Below are 20668 nucleotides of genomic sequence, written 5' to 3'. Positions count from 1 at the left end.
GCGCCGCTGTCCCGATTCTCCCTCTTCATCGCTATATGCGGGGTAAAGGGCCTCCAGTGCTGTGTTTCACGTGAAACACAGCACCGCAAGCCACCGCGCGGAAACCGCCCGGGAAATCTGCGACCGGGGAGCCAGGGCGAGGCCCGGAGGCTCCGTAACCGAAGTCACTCCGGGCTTTACGGACCTCCCCGTACGCTCTACGGCATGAGCGCTTCCCCCCGTCTGAGCACCCTGATCCTCCCCGTCCGCCGCTGGCACGAAGGCGGACGCGAGCAGTGGCAGCGCGCCGAAGAGCTCGGCTTCCACGCCGCCTACACCTACGACCATCTGGCCTGGCGGTCCTTCCGCGACCAGGCATGGTTCGGCGCCCTTCCCACGCTGACCGCCGCCGCGACGGCCACCTCGCGGCTGCGCCTGGGGACGATGGTGACCTCGCCGAATTTCCGGCACCCGGTCACCCTCGCCAAGGAACTGATCACCCTCGACGACATCTCCGGCGGCCGGATCACCCTCGGCATCGGTGCCGGCAGCAATGGTTTCGATGCGACCACGCTCGCCCAGGAGCCCTGGTCCCCGCGCGAGCGGACGGCACGCTTCGGCGAGTTCGTGCCGCTGCTCGACCGGCTGCTCACCGAGGACGCGGTTTCCCACCAGGGCACTTACTACTCGGCCGAGGAAGCGCGCAACATACCCGGCTGCGTGCAGCGGCCCCGTATTCCCTTCGCCATCGCCGCCACCGGGCCGCGCGGACTCAGGCTCGCCGCCCGTCATGGCCAGGCCTGGGTGACGACCGGCGACCCCAAGGTCTCTGCGACGGGCACGCCCGAGGACTCGCTGGCCGCCGTCCAGAGCCAGCTGGAGAAGCTGGAGAAGGAGTGCGTGGAGGTCGGCCGGGACATCGCCGAGCTGGACAAGGTCTTCCTCACCGGTTTCACACCGGACGGCGGCCGTCCTCTGGAGTCCCTCGACGCGTTCGTGGACTTCGCGGGGCGGCATATCGCGCTCGGTTTCCACGAGATCGTCATCCATGCGCCGATACCGGACTCCGTCTTCGCAGCGGACCAGAAGGTGTTCGAGCGGATCGCCACCGAGGCGCCCGCGCAGCTCGGGTGAGGGGAAGGGGGCGCTTGCCCCCGGCGCCCTGGGGGCTCAGGCGCTCGCCCCAGCGCACACCTGTGCGTGGCGGTAGGCGAAGATGGCCCCGTGACTGACGCCTCCGCCACGCCGCCCTCGGTGCCCGAGCCGGTCGTTCCGTACCGGCCGACCCGGCTGATCGCCACCGACCTCGACGGCACGCTGCTGCGCGACGACAAGACGGTCTCCGACCGCACCATCGCCGCGCTCGCCGCCGCCGAGGAGGCCGGCATCGAGGTCTTCTTCGTCACCGGCCGCCCGGCCCGCTGGATGGACGTGGTCAGCGACCATGTACACGGCCACGGCCTGGCGATCTGCGCGAACGGCGCGGCCGTCGTGGATCTGCACCGCGGCCGCCGCATCGTCGAGGTCAGCCCCCTGGAACACACCGTCGCGCTGAACGTGGTGACCGCACTGCGCAGCGCCGCTCCCGGTACCTCCTTCGCGGTCGAGCGCACCGGCAGCTTCCATTACGAGCCGGGCTACCCGCCCCTCCACCTCGACCCCACCGCCGTGGTCGCCCCGGCGGAAAAGCTCCTCGCCGAGGACTTCGCCGCCTCTTCGGCCCCGGACGGCGCCGCCCAGCCCGTACTCAAGCTTCTCGCCCACCACCCCGACCTCGACCCGGATGCCTTCCTGGCGCTGGCCCGTAAGGCCGCGGGGCACCTCGCGTCCTTCACGCGCTCCAGCCCCACCGCCCTCCTGGAGATCAGCGGCCCCGGCGTCAGCAAGGCCGGCACCCTCGCCCGCTGCTGCGCGGAGCGCAAGATCTCGCCCGCGGAAGTCGTGGCGTTCGGCGATATGCCCAACGACATAGAGATGCTGACCTGGGCCGGGACGTCCTACGCCATGGCCAACGCCCACCCCGACGTGCTCGCCGCCACCACCCGCCGCACGGCATCCAACAACGACGACGGCGTCGCAGTCGTCATCGAGCGGATCCTGCACTCCCGCTAGCGCCGCAGCACCGCGTCCGCACGGCCGTCGGCCCTCACAGCGTGACGCCGTGCTGCCGCAGCCAGGACACCGGGTCGACGCTCGACCCCAGGTAGGGGGTCCGCCGCACCTCGAAGTGCAGATGCGGGCCGGTGGAGTTGCCGGTATCGCCCGACAGCGCGATCCGCTCCCCCGGGGCGACCCGCTGTCCCGGTCTCGCCAGCGCCGCGGACAGATGCGCGTACTGGGTGTACAGGCCGTCGCGATGCCGTACGACCATGCTGATCCCGAAGCCGTCACCGCAGGTCAGACCCTCGATACGGCCCCCGCCGGCAGACCGTACGGGCGTTCCGACGGGCACCGCGAAGTCCTGGCCCGTATGCCCGGAGGCCCAGTGGGAGCCCGAGCCGCCGAAGGGGGCGGACAGCTCATAGTGCTCCACCGGGCGCATCCAGGAGGCGTTCGGAGCGACCACCGGCGCGGCGGCCCTGGCGGCGGTGGACACCTCGCTCGGCAGCGTGCCGCAGTTGCCGCTCCGGGAGGCCTGCGAGGCCAGCTGCCGCAGCGTGTCACGGGCCGAATCCAGACCTCGGCCGGCCCGTTCCCGCTCGTGGTCGAGCCGGTCCCGGTCCGCCGCGAGCGCCGCAGCGCGGGCGCTCGCCGTTGCGCTGTTGCGCGCCAGCATCCGGCCGGTGCGCTGTACGGTGCCCATCCGCGCCACCAGCGCCCGCTCCCGCCGCAGCACCTCCTCGTACACGCTGGACAGCGGCTTCCGGCCCTCGGTGGCCGCCGTGCGCAGGGTGTATGCGACGAGGCTGCCGGTGCGGTACTGCGCGGCGGCGATCGCGCCTGCCCGGCGGCGCAGCGTCTCGGCCAGCCGCCGGACCCGGTCCAGCGCCCTGCGCAGCCGGTCGCGCTCGGCCCGCTGTGCCAGCTCCGCACGGCGCCTGGACTCGTACGAACGGCTCGCCCTGCGCGACGCCTCGCCCAGCCGGATCACCTCCAGGCTCACATCGGCCAGCCGCCGCCGGGGCGAATGCCGGGCCGTCGTGCCCGGACCGGCTACGGGGCGGTCACTGATGGGGTGCCGCCCCGTGGCGGCCGCGCTCGCCACCGGGGCGTACCGCGAGGTGATCCCCACGGCCGCCGACACCACCAGGACGAACACGCACACCACGCTCGCCCCTGCCCGCTTTACCCCCCGTTTCTTCCAGCATGCCCATGAACGCATAGCCTGAGATTGACCCGAAATGTCCCATAATCGCCGTACCTCAGGCCTCCAGGGCCCGCCCAACGCCCCGAACGGCGCAGCACCCGCCCCTCACAGCGGCGCCTCCCATGTCACTTTCGTCCCGGTGCCGCCCTCGCCCAGCCCGGGCCCGTACGTACTGGAACCGCCGAGCGCCTCCGCACGCCTGGCGAGATTCCTCAGGCCGCTGCGGCGCCCGCCCGCCGGAATGCCGATGCCGTCGTCGGCCACCGTCAGGCGCACCCCCTCGGACCCGTCCGGCAGGGTGATCGTCGAGTCGACGACGACTTCGATCCGGGAGGCCTGGGCGTGCCGATAGGCGTTCGAGAGCGCCTCGCGCAGCGCGGCGATGAGGTTCTTGCCGGTCCGCTCGCCGACCCGGGAGTCCACCGGCCCGATGAAGTTCGCCGACGGCTGGAAGCCCAGCGGGACGGCAGCGGTGCCGATCTCGCGCAGTACCCGGGTCCGCAGCCCCGACGGTGCCTCGGCCGGGCCCTGTTGGAGCGCGAAGATCGCGGTCCGGATCTCCTGGATGGTGACGTCCAGTTCGTCGACGGCCTTGCCGACGCCCCGCTGCACCTCCGGCACCACCGATCTGCGCTGCGCGCTCTCCAGCATCATCCCGGTCGCGAACAGCCGCTGGATGACCAGGTCGTGCAGGTCCCGGGCGATCCGGTCGCGGTCCTCGAAGACCGCCAGCCGCTCGCGGTCACGCTGGGCCTCGGCCAGCACCAGCGCCAGCGCGGCCTGCGCCGCGAACTGGGTGGCCAGCGTCCGCTCGGCGGCGGTGAACGGACGGGCACCCCGGTGGCGCGGGGTCGCCAGCGTGCCCAGCACCCGGTCGCCGCTCCTGAGCGGCAGCATCATGCTCGGGCCGAAGCGCGGCGCGATGGCTGTCACCATCCGCGGATCGGTGGCCGAATCGTCCACGAACACCGCTTCACCGGCGAGCAGTTGCTCCGCCACCGGGCTGTCCGGCGGAATCTGTGTGCCCATGATGCCGACGGGGTCGTCCGCCGACACCGCGACGATCTCCAGCCCGCCCTCGTCGTCGGGCAGCAGCACGATGCCGGCCGCCGACTCGGCCAGCCGTCGCGCCTGTTCGGCGACCACCGTGAGCGCATCGTCGACATTGCCCGCGAGGAGTTCGGTGGTCACCGCCACCGAGCCCTCGATCCACCGCTCCCGCTGCCGGGTCGCCGCGTGCAGCCGGGCGTTGCCGATCGCGATACCGGCCTCGGTGGCCAGCACCCGCACCATGTGCAGGTCCTCCTCGCTGAACTGACCGCCGCCGCGCTTCTCCGTCAGATAGAGATTGCCGAAGATCTCGCCCTGGACCCGGACCGGCACCCCCAGGAACGTCCGCATCGGGGGGTGCTCCGGCGGGAATCCGGCCGAGCGCGGATCCTGGGTGAGGTCGGCGAGGCGCAACGGCTTGGGGTCATGGATCAGCGCGCCGAGCAGGCCTTTGTGGCCGTCGGGCAGCGCGCCGATCCGCCGGTGCTGCTGCGCGGTCACGCCGTAGGTGACAAAGTCCGACAGCCCCTCGCGGGCTTCGTCGATGATCCCGATCGCGGCATAGCGGGCGTCGGCGAGCTCCGCGGCCGTCTCCACGATCCGGTCGAGGGTGATGTGCAAATCGAGCCCGGCGCCGACCGTCCGCATCGCCTCCAGCAGCTGCGGGATCCGGGAGGTCAGCTCGGACGAGAGCCCCTGCAGGCTGCGGGTGGCCTCGGTGGCCGCTGCCATGGCGTCACGGGCCGGGGGCGCGACCGTCTCCCCGCGCTCCGTGTGCCCGCTGTCCGCCGGGTCCGGGGGTCCTGCCGTGGCTGCCATGCCCCCGAGCCTAATAAGGGCCCATATCCGGGGAAAGTTCAGTTATGCGGGGTGCAGGCATGACGCATGCATGCCTTATGCGGGGACGCGGACCGGTGCCCGGCCGTCGCCGTACGCCGCATCGACGGCCCGCTCGCGCTCCAGCATCCGCCGGAACGGACCGTCCGCCGCCGCCAGCTCCGCGTATCCGCCGTGCTGGACGGCACGGCCGCGGTCCAGGACGAGCACCTCGTCGACCGCGCCGAGGCCGGTGAGCCGGTGGGTGATCAGGACCGTCGTACGGCCCTCGGTCGCGGCCAGCAGATCGGCGGTCAGCGCATCGGCGGTGGCCAGGTCGAGGTGCTCGGCGGGTTCGTCCAGGACGAGAACCGGGAAGTCCGCGAGGAGCGCTCGGGCCAGCGCCAGCCGCTGCCGCTGACCACCGGACAGCCGGGCGCCGTGCTCGCCGACCATGGTGTCCAGACCGTCGGGCAGGCTCCGCACCCAGTCCGCCAGCCGCGCCCGGCCGAGCGCGTCCCACAGGTCCCGGTCGCCGGGGTGCGCCGCCTCCGGGCCGCCCCGGCGCGCGAGCTTGAGGTTCTCCCGCAGTGAGCTGTCAAAGATGTGCGCGTCCTGGGCGCACAGCCCCACCAGCCGCCGCACCGCATCGCCGTCCATGGCCTGGGCGTCCGTCCCGGCCAGCGTGTACGCACCGGCCTCCCGGTCCAGGAAGCGCAGCAGCATCTGCGCCAGCGTGGTCTTGCCGGAGCCGGACGGACCGACCACGGCCAGCCGCCGCCCGGCCGTCAGGGTGAAGCCGACACCGTCCAGCGCCGGCTCGGTCTGCCCCGGATGGCGCGCGGTCAGATCCCGTACGACCAGCGGGAACGGCGCCTCGGGGGCCGTCGCGGGCGTGGCCGGCTCCCGCACCGGCGCCGGGGCGTCCAGCACCTCGAAGACCCGCTCGGCGGCGCGCCGGGTGCGCTGGCGGTACTGCACGGCGAGCGGCAGCCCGGCCACGGCCTCGAACGCGGCCAGCGGGGTGAGGATGACGACGGCCAGAGCCACGCCGTGCAGCCGGCCCGCGTACACGGCCTGGACACCGGCCACCGCAGCCGCGGCGACGGTGAGCCCGCACAGCAGCGCCGAGAGCCCGGCGCCGAGACCGGCCGCGGCGGCCGAGCGGGAGGCGATCCCGGTCAGCTCGCGGTCCGCGCGCCGGGCCGCATCCGTACGGGACGCAAGAGCCCCGGCGACGGTCAACTCGGCTGTACCGGTGAGCAGATCGACGACGCGGGTGGACAGCACCCCGCGGGCCGGCGCCAGCTGACGCTCCGCCCGCCGGGCCAGCGCGCCCGAGAGCAGCGGTACCCCCGCACCCGCGAGCAACAGCCCGGCGGCGAGGATCGCGCCGGCCTCCGGCAGCAGCCAGCCGGTGAAGCCGACGGCACCCGCGCCGACCAGCACCGCGGCACCGACGGGCAGCAGCCAGCGCAGAAAGTGGTCCTGCACCGCATCGACATCGGCGACGAGCCGGGAGAGCAGATCGCCACGGCTGCGCTCCTTGAGACCCGCGGGCGCCAGCCGCTCCAGACGCCGGAAGACCGCGACGCGTACGTCGGCGAGCATCCGGAACACCGCGTCATGTGCGACCAGCCGCTCGGCATAGCGGAAGACGGCCCGTCCGATGCCGAACGCCCGGGTCGCGGTGACCGCCACCATCAGGTAGAGCACCGGAGGCTGCTGCGCGGCCCGCGAGATCAGCCAGCCGGAGGTCGCCATCAGGCCGACCGCGCTGCCCAGTGCGAGGCTCCCGAGAAGCAGGGCCAGCGCAAAGCGGGTCCAGCGGGTCCGGGCCAGGCGGCGGAGGCGGGTCAGGGCGGGTGCGGGGCGGTCGGTTTCACGTGAAACATCCGTCCGCTCAAGGCTGTTGGGCTCGGCCGCGGTCGCCGGACCCTCTTCGGTGCGGGTCTCGGCGCCGGCGTCCGTACGCGCCTCGGGCTCCGGGTCCGGTACCCGCGCCGGCCCGGCCAGCCGCACCACCCGGTCCGCCACCGCCAGCAGCGCGGGCCGGTGGACGACCAGCAGGACCGTACGGCCGACCGCGAGGCGGCGGACCGCGGCGACGATGGCTTCCTCGGTCTCGCCGTCCAGGTTCGCGGTCGGCTCGTCCAGCAGAAGGATCGGGCGGTCGGCGAGGAAGGCACGGGCGAGCGCGATGCGCTGGCGCTGGCCGGCGGAGAGTCCCGAGCCCAGTTCGCCGAGGCGGGTGGCCGCGCCGTGGGGGAGGGCATCGACGAAATCCAGCGCCCCGGCGTCGCGCAGGGCGGCCCGCACCGCCGCGTCGTCCGCGTCCGGTCGTGCCAGCCGTACGTTCTCGGCGATGCTGCCGGCGAAGAGGTGCGGGCGCTGCGGGACCCAGGAGATCCGCTGCCGCCAGCTTTCGGGGGAGAGGGACGCGATGTCGTGTCCGTCGGCCAGGGCCCGGCCCTCGGAGGGTGCGGTGAAGCCGAGCAGCACGCTCAGCAGCGTGGATTTGCCTGCGCCCGAGGGGCCGACCAGGGCGACGGTCTCGCCGGGCCGGACCTCGAACGAGGTCGCGGGGAGGGAGTCGGCGGTGCGGCCGGGGTGGCGGACAACGAGGTTCTCGACGGTGAGCGCGGTGCCCTCGGGCGCGGGCGCCGTGCCGGGCACCGGCAGCGGTGTCTCCAGCACCGCGAAGATCTCCTCCGCGGCCGACAGCCCCTCGGCCGCGGCGTGGTACTGCGCGCCCACCTGCCGCAGCGGCAGATACGCCTCGGGCGCGAGGACCAGCACCATCAGGCCGGTGTAGAGATCGAGTTCACCGTGCACCAGGCGCATGCCGATACCGACGGCGACCAGGGCGACGGAGATGGTGGCGAGGAGTTCAAGGGCGAAGGAGGAGAGGAAGGCGATCCGCAGGGTGCGCAGCGTCGCCCGGCGGTATTCGCCGGTGATGGCGCGGATGGCGGCGGCCTGGGCCTTTGCCCGGCCGAAGACCTTGAGGGTGGGCAGGCCCTCGACGACATCGAGGAAGTGGCCGGAGAGGCGGGCAAGGAGCCGCCACTGGCGGTCCATCCGCGACTGCGTGGCCCAGCCGATGAGGACCATGAACAGCGGGATCAGCGGGAGGGTGACGACGATCGTCGCGGCCGAGATCCAGTCGCCCAGGACGATACGGGCGAGTACGGCGACGGGGACGACGACCGCCAGCCCCAGCTGCGGGAGATAGCGGGCGAAGTAGTCGTCGAGGGCGTCGATGCCGCGGGTGGCGAGGGTGGTGAGTTCGCCGGTACGCATCGCCGGCGCGCCCGCGCCGGGCCCCAGCCGGGCCGCCCGTTCGATCAGCCGCATCCGCAGCTCGGACTTGACCGCCGCGCTCGCGCGGTGGGCGGCCAGTTCGGTGAGCCAGGAGACCAGTCCCCGGCCGACGGACACCGCGGCGAGCAGTGCGACCGGTGTGGTCAGGGCGCCGAGCGCGAGACCGTGCCGGAAGGCACCGACCACGATCTCGGCGATCAGCATCGCCTGGCCGACGACCAGCCCCGCTCCGGCCAGCCCGAGGGCCACCACCGCGACAAGGAAGAGGCGGGTGGCGCGGGCGTATCGGAGCAGGCGCGGGTCGATCGGTTTCACGTGAAACCCTCCGTCAGCTGGCAGGCGTTGGAGCGTGGGTGTCGGAGACGTGGGTGTCGGGAATGTGCGCGTCGGCGATGTGCTGGGTACCGATCCGCTTGCGGAACACCCAGTACGTCCACCCCTGGTAGAGCATCACGAGGGGCGCGGCGATCCCGGCGCACCAGGTCATGAGCTTCAGGGTGTAGGGGCTGGACGACGCGTTGCCGACCGTAAGGCTCCAGCTCTCGTTCAGCGTGGACGGCATGACGTCGGGGAACAGCGTGAGGAACAGCATGGCGACCGCGGCCGCGATGGTGATCCCGGAGAACGCGAACGCCCATCCCTCGCGGCCGAGCCGGTTGGCGCCGAGCGCCGCGAGCAGGGCGACCACCGCGACGATCATGGCGATCAGGCTGCTGCCGTCACCCTTGTCGACCTGTGTCCAGGCCAGGAAGGCGACCGCGGCCACGGCCGCCAGCAGCCCGAGGACGGCCGCCGTCCTGCGCGCCCGCTCCCGGATGTCGCCCACCGTCTTGAGCGAGGCGAACACCGCCCCGTGGAAGGTGAACAGCGTCAGGGTGGCCAGTCCGCCGAGGATCGCGTACGGGTTGAGCAGATCGAGGACGCCGCCGACGTACTCCTTGTGCGCGTCGATCTTCACGCCGTGCACGATGTTGCCGAACACGACGCCCCACAGGACGGCGGGCAGCAGCGAGGTCCAGAAGATCGCCGTCTCCCAGTTGCGCTGCCACTTCTCCTCGGCCCGCTTGGCGCGGTACTCGAAGGCGACACCGCGCACGATCAGACAGACCAGGATGAGCAGCAGCGGCAGGTAGAAGCCGGAGAACAGGGTGGCGTACCACTCGGGGAAGGCGGCGAAGGTCGCGCCGCCCGCGCTGAGCAGCCAGACCTCGTTGCCGTCCCAGACCGGGCCGATGGTGTTGATCAGTACGCGCTTCTCGCTGCGGTCGCGGGCGAGGAGCTTGGTGAGCACGCCGATCCCGAAGTCGAACCCTTCGAGGAAGAAGTACCCGGTCCAGAGGAAGGCGATGAGGACGAACCAGATGTCATGGAGTTGCACTGCCGCCTCCTAGTACGAGAAGGCCATCGGCCGGTCGGCGTCCGAGGGATCGCCGCCGATCTTGGTGGGCGGATTGAGGTCGGAGTCGGTCAGTTCCTGGGGGCCGGCCTTGACGTACTTCACCAGCAGCCGGACCTCGATCACGGCGAGGACCGCGTAGAGCGCGGTGAAGACGACCATGGAGGTGATCACCTCGCCCTGCGAGACGCCCGGGGACACCGCGTCGGAGGTGCGCAGCACGCCGTAGACGACCCACGGCTGGCGGCCCATCTCGGTGAAGACCCAGCCCCAGGAGTTCGCGATCAGCGGGAAGCCGAGGGTGAGGAAGGCGAGCGACCAGTACCACTTGCTCAGGCGGGCGCCGAGCTCCTTGTTCTTCGTGACGGCGAGCCGGGGTGGTTCCTCGTCGCCGGTCCGCAGCCCCGGCGCCAGCCAGAACTTCTTACGGGTCAGCCAGAGCCCGGCCAGTCCGATGGCGAACGACGACATCCCGAAGCCGATCATCCAGCGGAAGCCCCAGTAGGCGACCGGGATGTTGGGCCGGTAGTCGCCGGGCCCGAACTTCTGCTGCTCGGCCTTGTTGACGTCGTTGATGCCGGGGACCGGCGAGGTGAAGTCGTTGTGCGCGAGGAAGGAGAGCAGGCCCGGAACCTCGATGGCGACGGTGTTGTGGCCCTTCTCGACATCGCCGTAGGCGAAGACCGAGAACGGCGCCGGCTCTTCCTTGTCCCACAGCGCCTCGGCGGCGGCCATCTTCATCGGCTGCTGCTTGAACATGACCTTGCCGAGCTCGTCACCGCTGACCGCAGTGAGCAGACCGGCGATGACCAGGGTGATCAGGCCGAGGCGCAGCGACGTCCGCATCACCTTGATGTGCCTCTTGCGCATCAGGTGATACGCGGAGATGCCCACCATGAACGCGGCGCCGGTGAGGAAGGCGGCGGTCAGCGTGTGGAACGCGACGACCAGGGTGGTGTCCTGGGTGAGCACCTTGAGGAAGTCGGTGAGCTCGGCGCGGCCGGTGGCGGCGTTGTACTTGTAGCCGACCGGGTGCTGCATCCAGGAGTTGGCGGCGAGGATGAAGTACGCGGACAGGATGGTGCCGATCGAGACCATCCACATGCAGAAGCAGTGGATCTTCTTGGGCAGCTTGTCCCAGCCGAAGATCCACAGTCCTATGAAGGTGGACTCGAAGAAGAACGCGATGAGCGCCTCGAAGGCGAGCGGGGCGCCGAAGACATCACCGACGAACCGCGAGTAGTCGGACCAGTTCATGCCGAACTGGAACTCCTGGACGATGCCGGTGACCACACCCATCGCGATGTTGATCAGGAACAGCTTGCCCCAGAACTTGGTCGCCTTGAGGTACTTCTGCTTCGCCGTCCGCACCCATGCGGTCTCCAGTCCGGCCACCAGAGCGGCGAGGGAGATCGTCAAGGGGACGAACAGGAAGTGGTAGACGGTCGTGATGCCGAATTGCCATCGCGCCAGAGTCTCTGGCGCCAACGCCAGTTCCACGTCGCTTCCTCCTTGCCGGATGTGAGCTTGTGAACGCGTTCACATTCACAAGCATTATTACTCATGACCCTCCGACCTTCGATAAGGGGGGTACGTGACCGCGGTCACGCCGGAATCCATGGCGTACGAATCCTTATCCCGTACTTATTGCACGACCGGCGCACGCCCCTTCCCTACACCTTCAACATATTGTTGAATTTGCCGCCATGAAGATCCGTATCTCCTGGCCCGCAGGGCATGTGACCGCCACCCTGGACGACACACCGACCGCAGCGACGCTGCTCGCGGCGCTGCCGATCGACGGCACCGCCCACACCTGGGGCGAAGAGGTCTATTTCGACACCGGGCTCACGCCCGCACTGGAGGCCGACGCCCGCCAGGTCGTCGAAGCCGGCACGGTCGCCTTCTGGACCGAGGGCAACGCCCTCGCGCTGCCGTACGGCCCCACGCCGATATCCCGGGGCGAAGAACCCCGGCTCGCCTCCCCCTGCAATGTGCTGGGCCGCATCGACGGCGACCCTCGCGCACTGGCCACCGTCCGCGCCGGTGAAGCAATTCACGTACGCAAAGCGTGAGGCCGCGGGTCAGCGACCCACGGCCTCAATGCACAACGGCTGCACCATGCAGCACCCCGCAACGCCCTACAGCGCCTTGCGGAACTCCTCCGCGGCCTGCAGGAACAGGTCCATCGCCGCACTCTCGCCGATGGTCACCCGCACACCCTCACCGGGGAACGGCCGCACGACCACCCCGGCGCGCTCGCACGCCGCCGCGAAATCGACGGTACGGTCCCCCAGCCGCAGCCAGACGAAGTTGGCCTGCGTCTCGGGGACCGTCCAGCCCTGCCCGACCAGCCCGTCGACCACCCGCGCCCGCTCGGCCACCAGCGCATCGACGCGCTCCAGCAGCGCCGCCTCGCTGCGCAGCGACGCCACCGCCGCCTCCTGCGCCAGCTGGCTCACCCCGAACGGCACCGCCGTCTTGCGCAACGCCGCGGCCACCGGCTCGTGCGCAATCGCAAATCCAACCCGCAGGCCCGCCAGCCCGTACGCCTTGGAGAAGGTCCGCAGCACACACACGTTGGGCCGGTCACGGTAGAGCTCGATGCCGTCCGGCACCTCCTCGTCCCGGATGAATTCGCGGTACGCCTCGTCCAGCACCACCAGGACATCGCTCGGCACCCGGTCCAGGAAGGACTCCAGCTCGGCACGGCGTACGACGGTGCCGGTGGGGTTGTTGGGGTTGCAGACGAAGATCAGCCGGGTCCGGTCGGTGACCGCGGCGAGCATCGCGTCCAGGTCGTGCACCTCGCCGGAGGTCAACGGCACCTGTACGGGCGTGGCGCCGGAGACCTGGGTGACGATCGGGTACGCCTCGAACGACCGCCAGGCGTAGATCACTTCATCGCCCGGCCCGGCCGTCGACTGCACCAGCTGCTGGGCCACACCCACCGAGCCGGTCCCGGTCGCCAGATGCGACAGCGGCACCGAGAAGCGCTCGGCCAGCTCCGCCATCAGGCCCGTACACGCCATGTCCGGGTAGCGGTTGAAGGAGCCGGCGGCGGTCACCGCGCTCTCCAAGACACCCGGCAGCGGCGGATAAGGGTTCTCGTTGGAGGACAGCTTGTAGGCCACGGGCCCGTCGGCCGCCGCGGGCCGGCCCGGCTTGTAGGTGGGGATGCCGTCCAGCGCAGCACGCAGCTTCGGGGTCTTCTCGCTCACCGCAGGTCCTCCTCGACCGTCCCGCTCGACTCCAATACTGCACACCTTATGAGGATTGCCCCGTCCGGCGGCAGCCCCCAGCCCGCCGGCCAAGCCGCAAGGGCGTCGCCCGGCACCCCGCGCACAGGCCCTGGGGAGCGCTCCCCACTCTTCCGCGCGCCGGTGGCTCGCGCCCTGGCGCGCATCACCCGTGAAGGTGACTTGAGACCTCTTCGAGACCTGGACCGATCCACAGGCAAGGACCATGAAAGTCCCCCCGTATGATCACCCTGGACATCAACTACCTTGATTTCAAAGGAAATTGATGAAGAGTCACCATGCAGAAACGTACCTTTTAACAAGCCTCGGCAGGGCCCCGCGAATGGCCCTGCCGAGCCCTACTATCGGCTCGCCATGACAGCAGCAGGGAAGCACCAGGTGAGCCGGTCGACCGGTCGCCGGCTGGGACGGGCGGGCATCCGGGACGTGGCCGCCGCAGCCGGTGTGTCCATCACGACTGTCTCCGACGCGCTCAACGGCAAGGGCCGGCTTCCGGATGCCACCCGTAGCCATGTCCGCGAGGTGGCCGACCGGCTGGGCTACCGCCCGTCCGCCGCCGCCCGCACCCTCCGTACCGGCAAGTCGGGACTGCTCGGCCTGACCGTGACCACGTACGGGGATGAACCTTTCACCTTCACCGAGTTCGCGTATTTCGCGGAGATGGCCAGAGCGGCCACTTCCGCGGCGCTGGCCCGCGGCTATGCGCTGGTCATCCTGCCCGCGACCTCCCGCCACGACGTGTGGTCCAACGTCGCGCTGGACGGCACCGTCGTCATCGACCCCGCCGACGGCGACCCCGTCGTCACCGAACTCGTCCGGCACGGCATCCCCGTCGTCTCCGACGGCCGCCCCGGCGGTGCCCTGCCGGTCACCGGCTGGGTCGACAACGACCACGAGGCCGCCGTACTCGGGCTGCTCGACCACCTCGCCGACGCCGGCGCCCGCCGCATCGGTCTGCTCACCGGCACCACCACCGACACCTACACCCGGCTGTCGACCACCGCCTATCTGCACTGGTGCGAGCGGGTCGGGCAGGACCCGGTGTACGAGTCGTACCCGGCACACGACCCCTGCGCGGGCGCCGTCGCGGCCGACCGGCTGCTGGCCCGCCCCGACCGGCCCGACGCCGTCTACGGTCTCTTCGACCCCAACGGCACCGACCTGCTCGCCGCCGCCCGGCGCTACGGCCTGCGCGTTCCCGAGGATCTGCTGCTGGTCTGCTGCAGCGAATCCACCGTCTACGCCAGCACCGAGCCGCCCATCACCACCCTCTCCCTCAAACCCCGCCGCATCGGCACCGCCGTCGTCCAGATCCTCATCGACGCCATCGAAGGTCTCGACAACGGCCTGCCCATCGAACAGGTGATACCGACCGACCTGATCGTGCGGACCTCGTCCCAGCGGCGCTCGGCGCGGACCACCGTCAGCCCCCCACGGGGACCGGCCGGCGCCTGAGGCGTGTGCCGTCACACGGCGAATCACGCGTAACATCGCCGCCCACGCGCCTCCTTCGGTCAGGAAAAAACGGGGTGATCCCGGGAGAAATCAGCCGCGAACGCCGGGCTGCAGCTGATTGATCACCCCGGGTGCGTCACAACCTGCGACCGGCATTCCTATGATGGGCGCACGACACCGCGGACCGCCGTCGACCAGGCAAGGTCCGAGAGGTGCACGGCGGCGCGACGGTGGAGGGGTCGATGACTCAGGGGGCCAGTCAGGGACCCATGGTGTGGACCATGGCGGGACGAACTCCGGTGTCTGCTGTGCCGCCCGGACCTCACTCCGGCGCGCCCGCGGGCCCGCCTCCCATGCCGCCGGTCGGTCCGCCGGTCCATCTGCCCGCCGGGCCCCCGACCGCGCCGCCACTGGTGCCGCCCCCCGCCGCACCCATCGAGCTGCCCGAGGAGTACACGCCGACCGCACGCGACCTCCCGGTCATCGGCGCGGGCCGCACCGACACCCTGATCGACCGCCCGGCCGCGGACTTCCTTCCGGCGACCGAGACCGCCGCCGACCAGGACGCGCCCGAGGGCATGGGTCCGCTCTTCGTCGTGGGCGACGTCCACGGGTATTACGACGAGCTGTGCGAGGCGCTCGCCGCCGAGGGGCTGATCGACGCCGATGGCCACTGGGCGGCCGGCAACGCCCGCCTGTGGTTCCTCGGCGACTTCACCGACCGCGGTCCGGACGGCATCGGCGTCATCGACCTCGTCATGCAGCTCTCCGCCGAGGCCGCGGCGGCCGGCGGCTACTGCAAGGCCCTGATGGGCAACCACGAACTCCTGCTGCTGGGCGCCAAGCGATTCGGCGACACGCCCGTCCAGTCCGGGGCCGGCACCGCCTCCTTCCAGGCCGCCTGGCTCCTCAACGGCGGCCAGAAGTCCGACATGGACCGCCTGGAGGACCACCACCTGCAGTGGATGGCCCGCCTGGACGCCGTGATGGAGGAGGACGGGCATCTGCTCGTGCACTCCGACACCACCGCCTACCTCGAATACGGCGACTCGATCGAGGCCGTCAACGACACCGTCCACGACGTGCTGACCCGCAGCGACGCCGACGAAGTCTGGGATCTGTTCCGCAAGTTCACCAAGCGCTTCGCCTTCCGCGACGAGGCCGGCTCGCAGGCCGTACGCGAGCTCCTGAACGCTTACGGCGGCGAGCGCGTGGTGCACGGCCACAGCCCGATTCCGTATCTGCTGGGTGAGGTCGGCACCGAGGACGGCGAGGGCGACGGCATCGCCGTCGACGGCCCGCATGTCTACGCCGACGGGCTCGCCATCGCGATGGACGGCGGCGTCACGATGGCCGGAAAGCTGCTGGTGGTGCAACTCCCCCTGACGGGCTGAGCGCTCCCGGGGCAGACGTACGCCAGGCCGATGGGCGGGCGGCGGGCCATCGGGTGGGGCGGATTCCGGTCGCGGCATTACGCAAATTCCGCAAACTCACTGTCACCCCGTGCCGGAGGCGCTCTACCATCGGGCTATCCGTAGCAGGCTCTCCTCCGTTTCCGCCCACTGCCCGGCCCAGCCGGCCGGTACGGCCCTACGGAGCATCGGGGGATGCACATGAACAGCGCTCCGCACCTGCTGAACGAGGACCGCGCGGAATTCGCGCGGCTCCTCGATGAGGCCCTGCGCACCGCCGGACAGCACCCGGACGGCCTCGCTTCCGCCGCGGGAAAGCCCCTCGGCACCGAGCAGTTGCGCACGATGGCCCTCAGCGCCACCACCGCCATCGCCGCCTGTGCGACGGCCGAATACCAACGCTATGTCCAGCTCCGCACCGCCCTGCGCGCACCTGCGGCGGCGCCGTCGGGGGCCGGTGCGGGCAGCGCGGCGGAGGACGACGCGGCCGACGAGGCGACAGGTTTGGCCACCGGTACGGGCGATGCCTCGCCCATGGACGAGACCACGGAAACGGCCGGCGCTGGTCTGGCCGCCATGATCGCCGTCCTGGTCCCGGTCCTCGCCGGCATCGCCGCCGTCCTCTTCCTGCTCATCGGCTACGTTCTGCGGGCCGTCAGCCCCGACAAGGCCATGGCTCAGCCGCTGATCAGCGTCGGCTGGATATTCGCGGCCCTGACGGCGGCGGGCTCGCTCGTCGCGATGGCCGGACTCGTCATCACCGCTCTGCGCAACGGTTCGACATCCTCCCGCGCCACCAGAGCGGAAGAACTCCGGATGGCAGACCTCGACCGCGCCCGCGACGCCTGGCGACAGGCCCTCCTCGAACGCGGCCTCCTGCCCTTCCTCCGCGAGGCCCTCAGCGACCCCGACCCCAGCCCCGACCCCACGCCCTACATCCCCCGCCCCGCCTCCGCCCCCCAGCACCGCATGCCCACCCTCGGCTATACCCGTCCCAAGTTCTCGAGCCCGGACAGCGGCTCGGCGGGGTCGCGTCCGCGATATTCCAGCCCGGACTTCACAAGTCCGGAGTACGGGGGATCGGGTGCGGGGTCGGCATCAGGCGGCGGAACGTCGGAGTAGGGGCCCGTCCCGCTCTCTCCGTCACCCGCGCAGTGGCGCCGCCCGGAGGCATGAAGCCTCGGGGCGGCGCCGGTGCGGGCGGCTCCCGGTCCGTGTCCGCGACACGTATCCGTCGGCAGGCGTCAGTCCGCCAGCGGCAGATACACCCGGTTCCCGCTGGCCGCGAATTCCTTGGACTTCTCCAGCATTCCGGCCTCGATCTCCTCGGGCGTCGAGTCCGCCTCGCCGCCGAACTGCTCGGTGATACTCCGGCTGATCTTCATCGAGCAGAACTTCGGGCCGCACATCGAGCAGAAGTGGGCCGTCTTCGCCGGTTCGGCGGGCAGGGTCTCGTCGTGGAAGGAGCGCGCCGTGTCCGGGTCGAGGGCCAGGTTGAACTGGTCCTCCCAGCGGAACTCGAACCGGGCATCGGAAAGGGCATCGTCCCAGTCCTGCGCGCCCGGGTGGCCCTTGGCGAGGTCTGCCGCATGCGCCGCGATCTTGTAGGTGATGACGCCCGTCTTGACGTCGTCGCGGTCCGGCAGGCCCAGGTGTTCCTTGGGCGTGACGTAGCAGAGCATCGCGGTGCCCCACCAGGCGATCATCGCGGCGCCGATACCGGAGGTGATGTGGTCGTAGGCGGGCGCGATGTCGGTGGTCAGCGGGCCGAGCGTGTAGAACGGCGCCTCTTCGCAGATCTCCTGCTGGAGGTCGATGTTCTCCTTGATCTTGTGCATCGGGACGTGTCCCGGGCCCTCGATCATCGTCTGTACGCCATGCCGCTTGGCGATGGTGTTCAGCTCACCGAGCGTGCGCAGCTCCGCGAACTGGGCCTCGTCGTTGGCGTCCGCGATGGAGCCGGGGCGCAGGCCGTCGCCCAGCGAGTAGGTGACGTCGTAGGAGGCGAGGATCTCGCAGAGCTCCTCGAAGTGCGTGTAGAGGAACGACTCCTGGTGATGCGCCAGGCACCAGGCGGCCATGATCGAGCCGCCCCGGGAGACGATGCCGGTCTTACGGCGGGCCGTGAGCGGCACATAGCGGAGCAGCACACCGGCGTGCACCGTCATGTAGTCGACGCCCTGCTCGGCCTGCTCGATGACCGTGTCCTTGTAGATCTCCCAGGTCAGCTCCTCGGCCTTGCCGTCGACCTTCTCCAGGGCCTGGTAGAGGGGGACGGTGCCGATGGGGACGGGGGAGTTGCGCAGCACCCACTCGCGGGTGGTGTGGATGTTGCGGCCGGTGGAGAGGTCCATGACCGTGTCGGCGCCCCACTTGGTGGCCCAGGTCATCTTGTCCACTTCCTCCTCGATGGAGGAGGTGACGGCGGAGTTGCCGATGTTGGCGTTGACCTTCACCAGGAAGTTCTTGCCGATGATCATCGGCTCGATCTCCGGGTGGTTGATGTTGGCCGGCAGTACGGCGCGGCCGGCCGCGATCTCGTCCCGTACGAACTCGGGGCTGACGTTCTCGCGGAGGGCGACGTACTCCATCTCCGCGGTGATCTCGCCGCGCCGGGCGTAGGCGAGCTGGGTCACCGCCGCGCCGCCCCGGCCGCGGCGCGGCTGGCGCGGGCGGCCGGGGAAGACCGCGTCGAGGTTCCTGAGGCCACCACGCGGCGCGGTGTGCTTGATGCCGTCGTCCTCCGGCCGCATGGGCCGGCCCGCGTATTCCTCGGTGTCGCCTCGGGCGATGATCCAGTTCTCCCGCAGCGGCGCCAGGCCGCGGCGGACGTCGGTGTCGATGTTCGGGTCGGTGTACGGCCCGGACGTGTCGTAGAGCGTCACGTCCTTGCCGTTGGTGAGGTGCACCTTCCGGACGGGGACCCGAAGGTCGGGCCGCGAACCGGAGATATAGCCCTTGTGCCAGCCGATCAGCGGCCGGCCGCTGTCGTCGGCACCGTTCTGGCTGCCGTCCTGAGCGTTTTCAGGCGTGCGTGCATCCTGCAGAGTCATAAAGACCCAACTCCCTACGCCGGCATTACCCGGTAACAGGTTCGGCGGTCGACGCAGCGGCTTCCGTCCGCCGACGTTTCACGTGAAACGTCGCTGGGACGAAGGTCAGCGCCCTCTCAGCCCGGTGCTCCGAGCTCCCGCGATTGCAAAGGTGCCACCACGGTAGCGGCCGACGCGGCGGGGTGAACAGGGGGCCCCGGGAGTTCTTGGCGGAGAGCCGAGGAGTTCTTGCAATGATGCGGGCCGTGAGCCCTTCCGAGCACCATCACCACTCCGTGGCACATTCGCACGCCCACAGTCATGGGCCGGCCGCGCCGGTCTCCCGTCATCTACGCAAGGTCATCGCGGCAATTCTGATCCCGTTCGCCGCCGCGGTGGTGATCGGTCTGGTCGTGCTGTGGCCGGGCGGCGCACCGCCGCACAAGCCGTCCGGGGTCGGCTTCGACCAGCCCACGGAGCAGGCCCGGGTGATCAAGGTGGAGGAGGTGGACTGCGCGGAGGTGCATGCCGAGCCGCAGCAGCAGCCACCGGCAACGCAGGGGCAGCCGCCGCCCGGGGGAGCGGCGAAGGGCAAGGACTGCCAGCAGGCGACGATCAGGGTCACCACCGGGGAGAACGCCGGGCGCACCTTCCAGACGGTGGTGACGCCGGACGCATTGCGGCACTACACGACCGGCCAGGGCGTGGTGGTGGCGTACTCCCCCAAGGCCCCGAAGGATCTGCAGTACTCGGTCACCGATGTCGACCGGACCCTCCCGATGTGGGTACTGGCCGGCATTTTCGCGTTTGCGGTCGTGATTGTCGGGCGGCTGCGTGGGGTGCTCGCGCTGGTGGCGCTGGCGGCCAGCTTTGTCGTCCTGACGCTGTTCATCCTGCCGGCCATCCTTCAGGGGTCCAATCCGCTGGTGGTGGCGGTCGTCGGCGGCAGCGCCATCATGCTGATCGCGCTCTATCTGTGCCACGGTCTGACGGCCCGTACGTCGGTGGCGGTGCTCGGCACGCTCGCGTCACTGCTGCTGATCAGCCTGCTCGGCTCGGTGTTCATCGAATGGGCGCTGCTGACCGGCAATACGGACGACACGACCGGCCTGGTGCACGGCCTCTACCCGGACATCGAGATCCGCGGTCTGCTGCTGGCGGGGATCATCATCGGATCGCTGGGTGTGCTCGACGATGTGACGGTGACCCAGACCGCGGCGGTGTGGGAGCTCAAGGAGGCGGATCCGTCGGCGAGTTGGCGCAAGCTGTACCGCGCGGCGATGCGCATCGGGCGGGATCACATCGCGTCCGTCGTGAACACCCTCGTGCTGGCCTATGCGGGCGCGGCACTGCCGCTGCTTCTGCTGTTCTCGATCGCGCAGAGCAGCGTCGGTACGGTCGCCACGAGCGAGGTGGTCGCGGAGGAGATCGTGCGCACGCTCGTGGGCAGCATCGGGCTGGTCGCATCGGTGCCGCTGACGACGCTGCTGGCGGCGCTGGTGGTCTCGGCGGACCGCCGGGACCAGGGAACGCCGGGGTCCGCTGCGGATACGTCCGGCCCGGCCGACGCGGGCGGCCGGGCCGGGCGGCGTGGTGCACGCGGCCGACGCCGTAAGCGGTGACGGCCGGGACCGGCG

At 70.8% G+C, this 20668-nt stretch carries 14 protein-coding genes; 7 read left to right on the top strand and 7 right to left on the bottom strand.

All coding sequences use genetic code 11. The annotated features are described in order from the left end of the window. Positions 1-204 precede the first annotated feature (204 nt). Both ADL29_RS07350 and ADL29_RS07345 read left to right on the top strand, forming a co-directional pair. Positions 205-1113 carry an LLM class flavin-dependent oxidoreductase gene (locus ADL29_RS07350; RefSeq protein WP_053922903.1) on the top strand — a complete coding sequence of 303 codons (909 nt, stop codon included), beginning with the start codon at positions 205-207 and terminating at the stop codon, positions 1111-1113. A 90-nt stretch (positions 1114-1203) separates the two neighbouring features. Then, positions 1204-2091, top strand: a complete 888-nt coding sequence (locus ADL29_RS07345) for a Cof-type HAD-IIB family hydrolase (protein WP_053922902.1) — start codon at positions 1204-1206, stop codon at positions 2089-2091. Positions 2092-2125: 34 nt separating this feature from the next. Here ADL29_RS07345 and ADL29_RS07340 read toward each other — a convergent pair whose 3' ends face one another. The 5 genes from ADL29_RS07340 to ADL29_RS07320 all read right to left on the bottom strand — a co-directional run bounded on the left by ADL29_RS07340 (position 2126) and on the right by ADL29_RS07320 (position 11372). Further along, positions 2126-3247: a M23 family metallopeptidase gene (locus tag ADL29_RS07340; RefSeq protein ID WP_157878410.1), complete on the bottom strand. Its 1122-nt coding sequence runs from the start codon at positions 3245-3247 to the stop codon at positions 2126-2128. Between the two features lie 144 nt (positions 3248-3391). Continuing rightward, the gene (locus ADL29_RS07335; protein ID WP_053922900.1) at positions 3392-5068 is read right to left on the bottom strand and encodes a sensor histidine kinase; all 1677 of its coding nucleotides are present in this window, start codon (positions 5066-5068) and stop codon (positions 3392-3394) included. Positions 5069-5230: 162 nt separating this feature from the next. After that, positions 5231-8791, bottom strand: a complete 3561-nt coding sequence (gene cydD / locus ADL29_RS07330) for a thiol reductant ABC exporter subunit CydD (RefSeq protein ID WP_053922899.1) — start codon at positions 8789-8791, stop codon at positions 5231-5233. Between the two features lie 13 nt (positions 8792-8804). After that, positions 8805-9854: a cytochrome d ubiquinol oxidase subunit II gene (gene cydB / locus ADL29_RS07325; RefSeq protein ID WP_053922898.1), complete on the bottom strand. Its 1050-nt coding sequence runs from the start codon at positions 9852-9854 to the stop codon at positions 8805-8807. 9 nt (positions 9855-9863) lie between these two features. Beyond that, on the bottom strand, positions 9864-11372 hold the full coding sequence (locus tag ADL29_RS07320) for a cytochrome ubiquinol oxidase subunit I (protein ID WP_053922897.1): 1509 nt from the start codon (positions 11370-11372) through the stop codon (positions 9864-9866). 206 nt (positions 11373-11578) lie between these two features. Between ADL29_RS07320 and ADL29_RS07315 the strand changes: the two genes are divergently transcribed. Beyond that, positions 11579-11947, top strand: coding sequence for a cyclophilin-like fold protein (locus ADL29_RS07315; RefSeq protein ID WP_053922896.1), 369 nt, complete (start codon positions 11579-11581; stop codon positions 11945-11947). A gap of 66 nt (positions 11948-12013) precedes the next feature. Here ADL29_RS07315 and hisC read toward each other — a convergent pair whose 3' ends face one another. Beyond that, a complete protein-coding gene (hisC, locus tag ADL29_RS07310; protein ID WP_046927019.1) occupies positions 12014-13093 on the bottom strand; it encodes a histidinol-phosphate transaminase in 1080 nt (359 codons plus the stop codon). A 393-nt stretch (positions 13094-13486) separates the two neighbouring features. On the opposite strand from hisC, the gene ADL29_RS07305 reads away from it, so the two are divergent. The 3 genes from ADL29_RS07305 (at position 13487) to ADL29_RS07295 (ending at position 17121) form a co-directional block, all read left to right on the top strand. Then, positions 13487-14587, top strand: coding sequence for a LacI family DNA-binding transcriptional regulator (locus tag ADL29_RS07305; RefSeq protein WP_046927020.1), 1101 nt, complete (start codon positions 13487-13489; stop codon positions 14585-14587). Between the two features lie 281 nt (positions 14588-14868). Beyond that, entirely contained in the window at positions 14869-15981 is a 1113-nt protein-coding gene (locus ADL29_RS07300) for a metallophosphoesterase (protein ID WP_425424208.1), read from the top strand. A gap of 213 nt (positions 15982-16194) precedes the next feature. Continuing rightward, positions 16195-17121, top strand: a complete 927-nt coding sequence (locus ADL29_RS07295) for a G protein-coupled receptor family protein (RefSeq protein WP_053922894.1) — start codon at positions 16195-16197, stop codon at positions 17119-17121. 122 nt (positions 17122-17243) lie between these two features. On the opposite strand, the gene thiC is transcribed toward ADL29_RS07295, so the two are convergent. Then, on the bottom strand, positions 17244-19052 hold the full coding sequence (gene thiC / locus ADL29_RS07290; protein WP_046927023.1) for a phosphomethylpyrimidine synthase ThiC: 1809 nt from the start codon (positions 19050-19052) through the stop codon (positions 17244-17246). Positions 19053-19288: 236 nt separating this feature from the next. On the opposite strand from thiC, the gene ADL29_RS07285 reads away from it, so the two are divergent. After that, positions 19289-20653: a YibE/F family protein gene (locus tag ADL29_RS07285; RefSeq protein ID WP_053922928.1), complete on the top strand. Its 1365-nt coding sequence runs from the start codon at positions 19289-19291 to the stop codon at positions 20651-20653. Positions 20654-20668: the final 15 nt, after the last annotated feature.

Source organism: Streptomyces chattanoogensis (assembly GCF_001294335.1).
Classification (GTDB): Bacteria; Actinomycetota; Actinomycetes; order Streptomycetales; family Streptomycetaceae; genus Streptomyces; species Streptomyces chattanoogensis.
Note: the sequence above shows the minus strand (reverse complement) of the source record. Positions and strands in the feature narration are given on the sequence as shown.

Bases quoted from the DNA above. Each gene is read 5' to 3' on its own strand.
- ADL29_RS07300 (WP_425424208.1), top strand. From the start codon at position 14,869: ATGGCGGGACGAACTCCGGTGTCTGCTGTGCCGCCCGGACCTCACTCC.
- ADL29_RS07305 (WP_046927020.1), top strand. From the start codon at position 13,487: ATGACAGCAGCAGGGAAGCACCAGGTGAGCCGGTCGACCGGTCGCCGG.
- ADL29_RS07315 (WP_053922896.1), top strand. From the start codon at position 11,579: ATGAAGATCCGTATCTCCTGGCCCGCAGGGCATGTGACCGCCACCCTG.
- ADL29_RS07335 (WP_053922900.1), bottom strand. From the start codon at position 5,068: ATGGCAGCGGCCACCGAGGCCACCCGCAGCCTGCAGGGGCTCTCGTCC.
- thiC (WP_046927023.1), bottom strand. From the start codon at position 19,052: ATGACTCTGCAGGATGCACGCACGCCTGAAAACGCTCAGGACGGCAGC.
- ADL29_RS07350 (WP_053922903.1), top strand. From the start codon at position 205: ATGAGCGCTTCCCCCCGTCTGAGCACCCTGATCCTCCCCGTCCGCCGC.
- ADL29_RS07295 (WP_053922894.1), top strand. From the start codon at position 16,195: ATGCACATGAACAGCGCTCCGCACCTGCTGAACGAGGACCGCGCGGAA.
- ADL29_RS07285 (WP_053922928.1), top strand. From the start codon at position 19,289: ATGCGGGCCGTGAGCCCTTCCGAGCACCATCACCACTCCGTGGCACAT.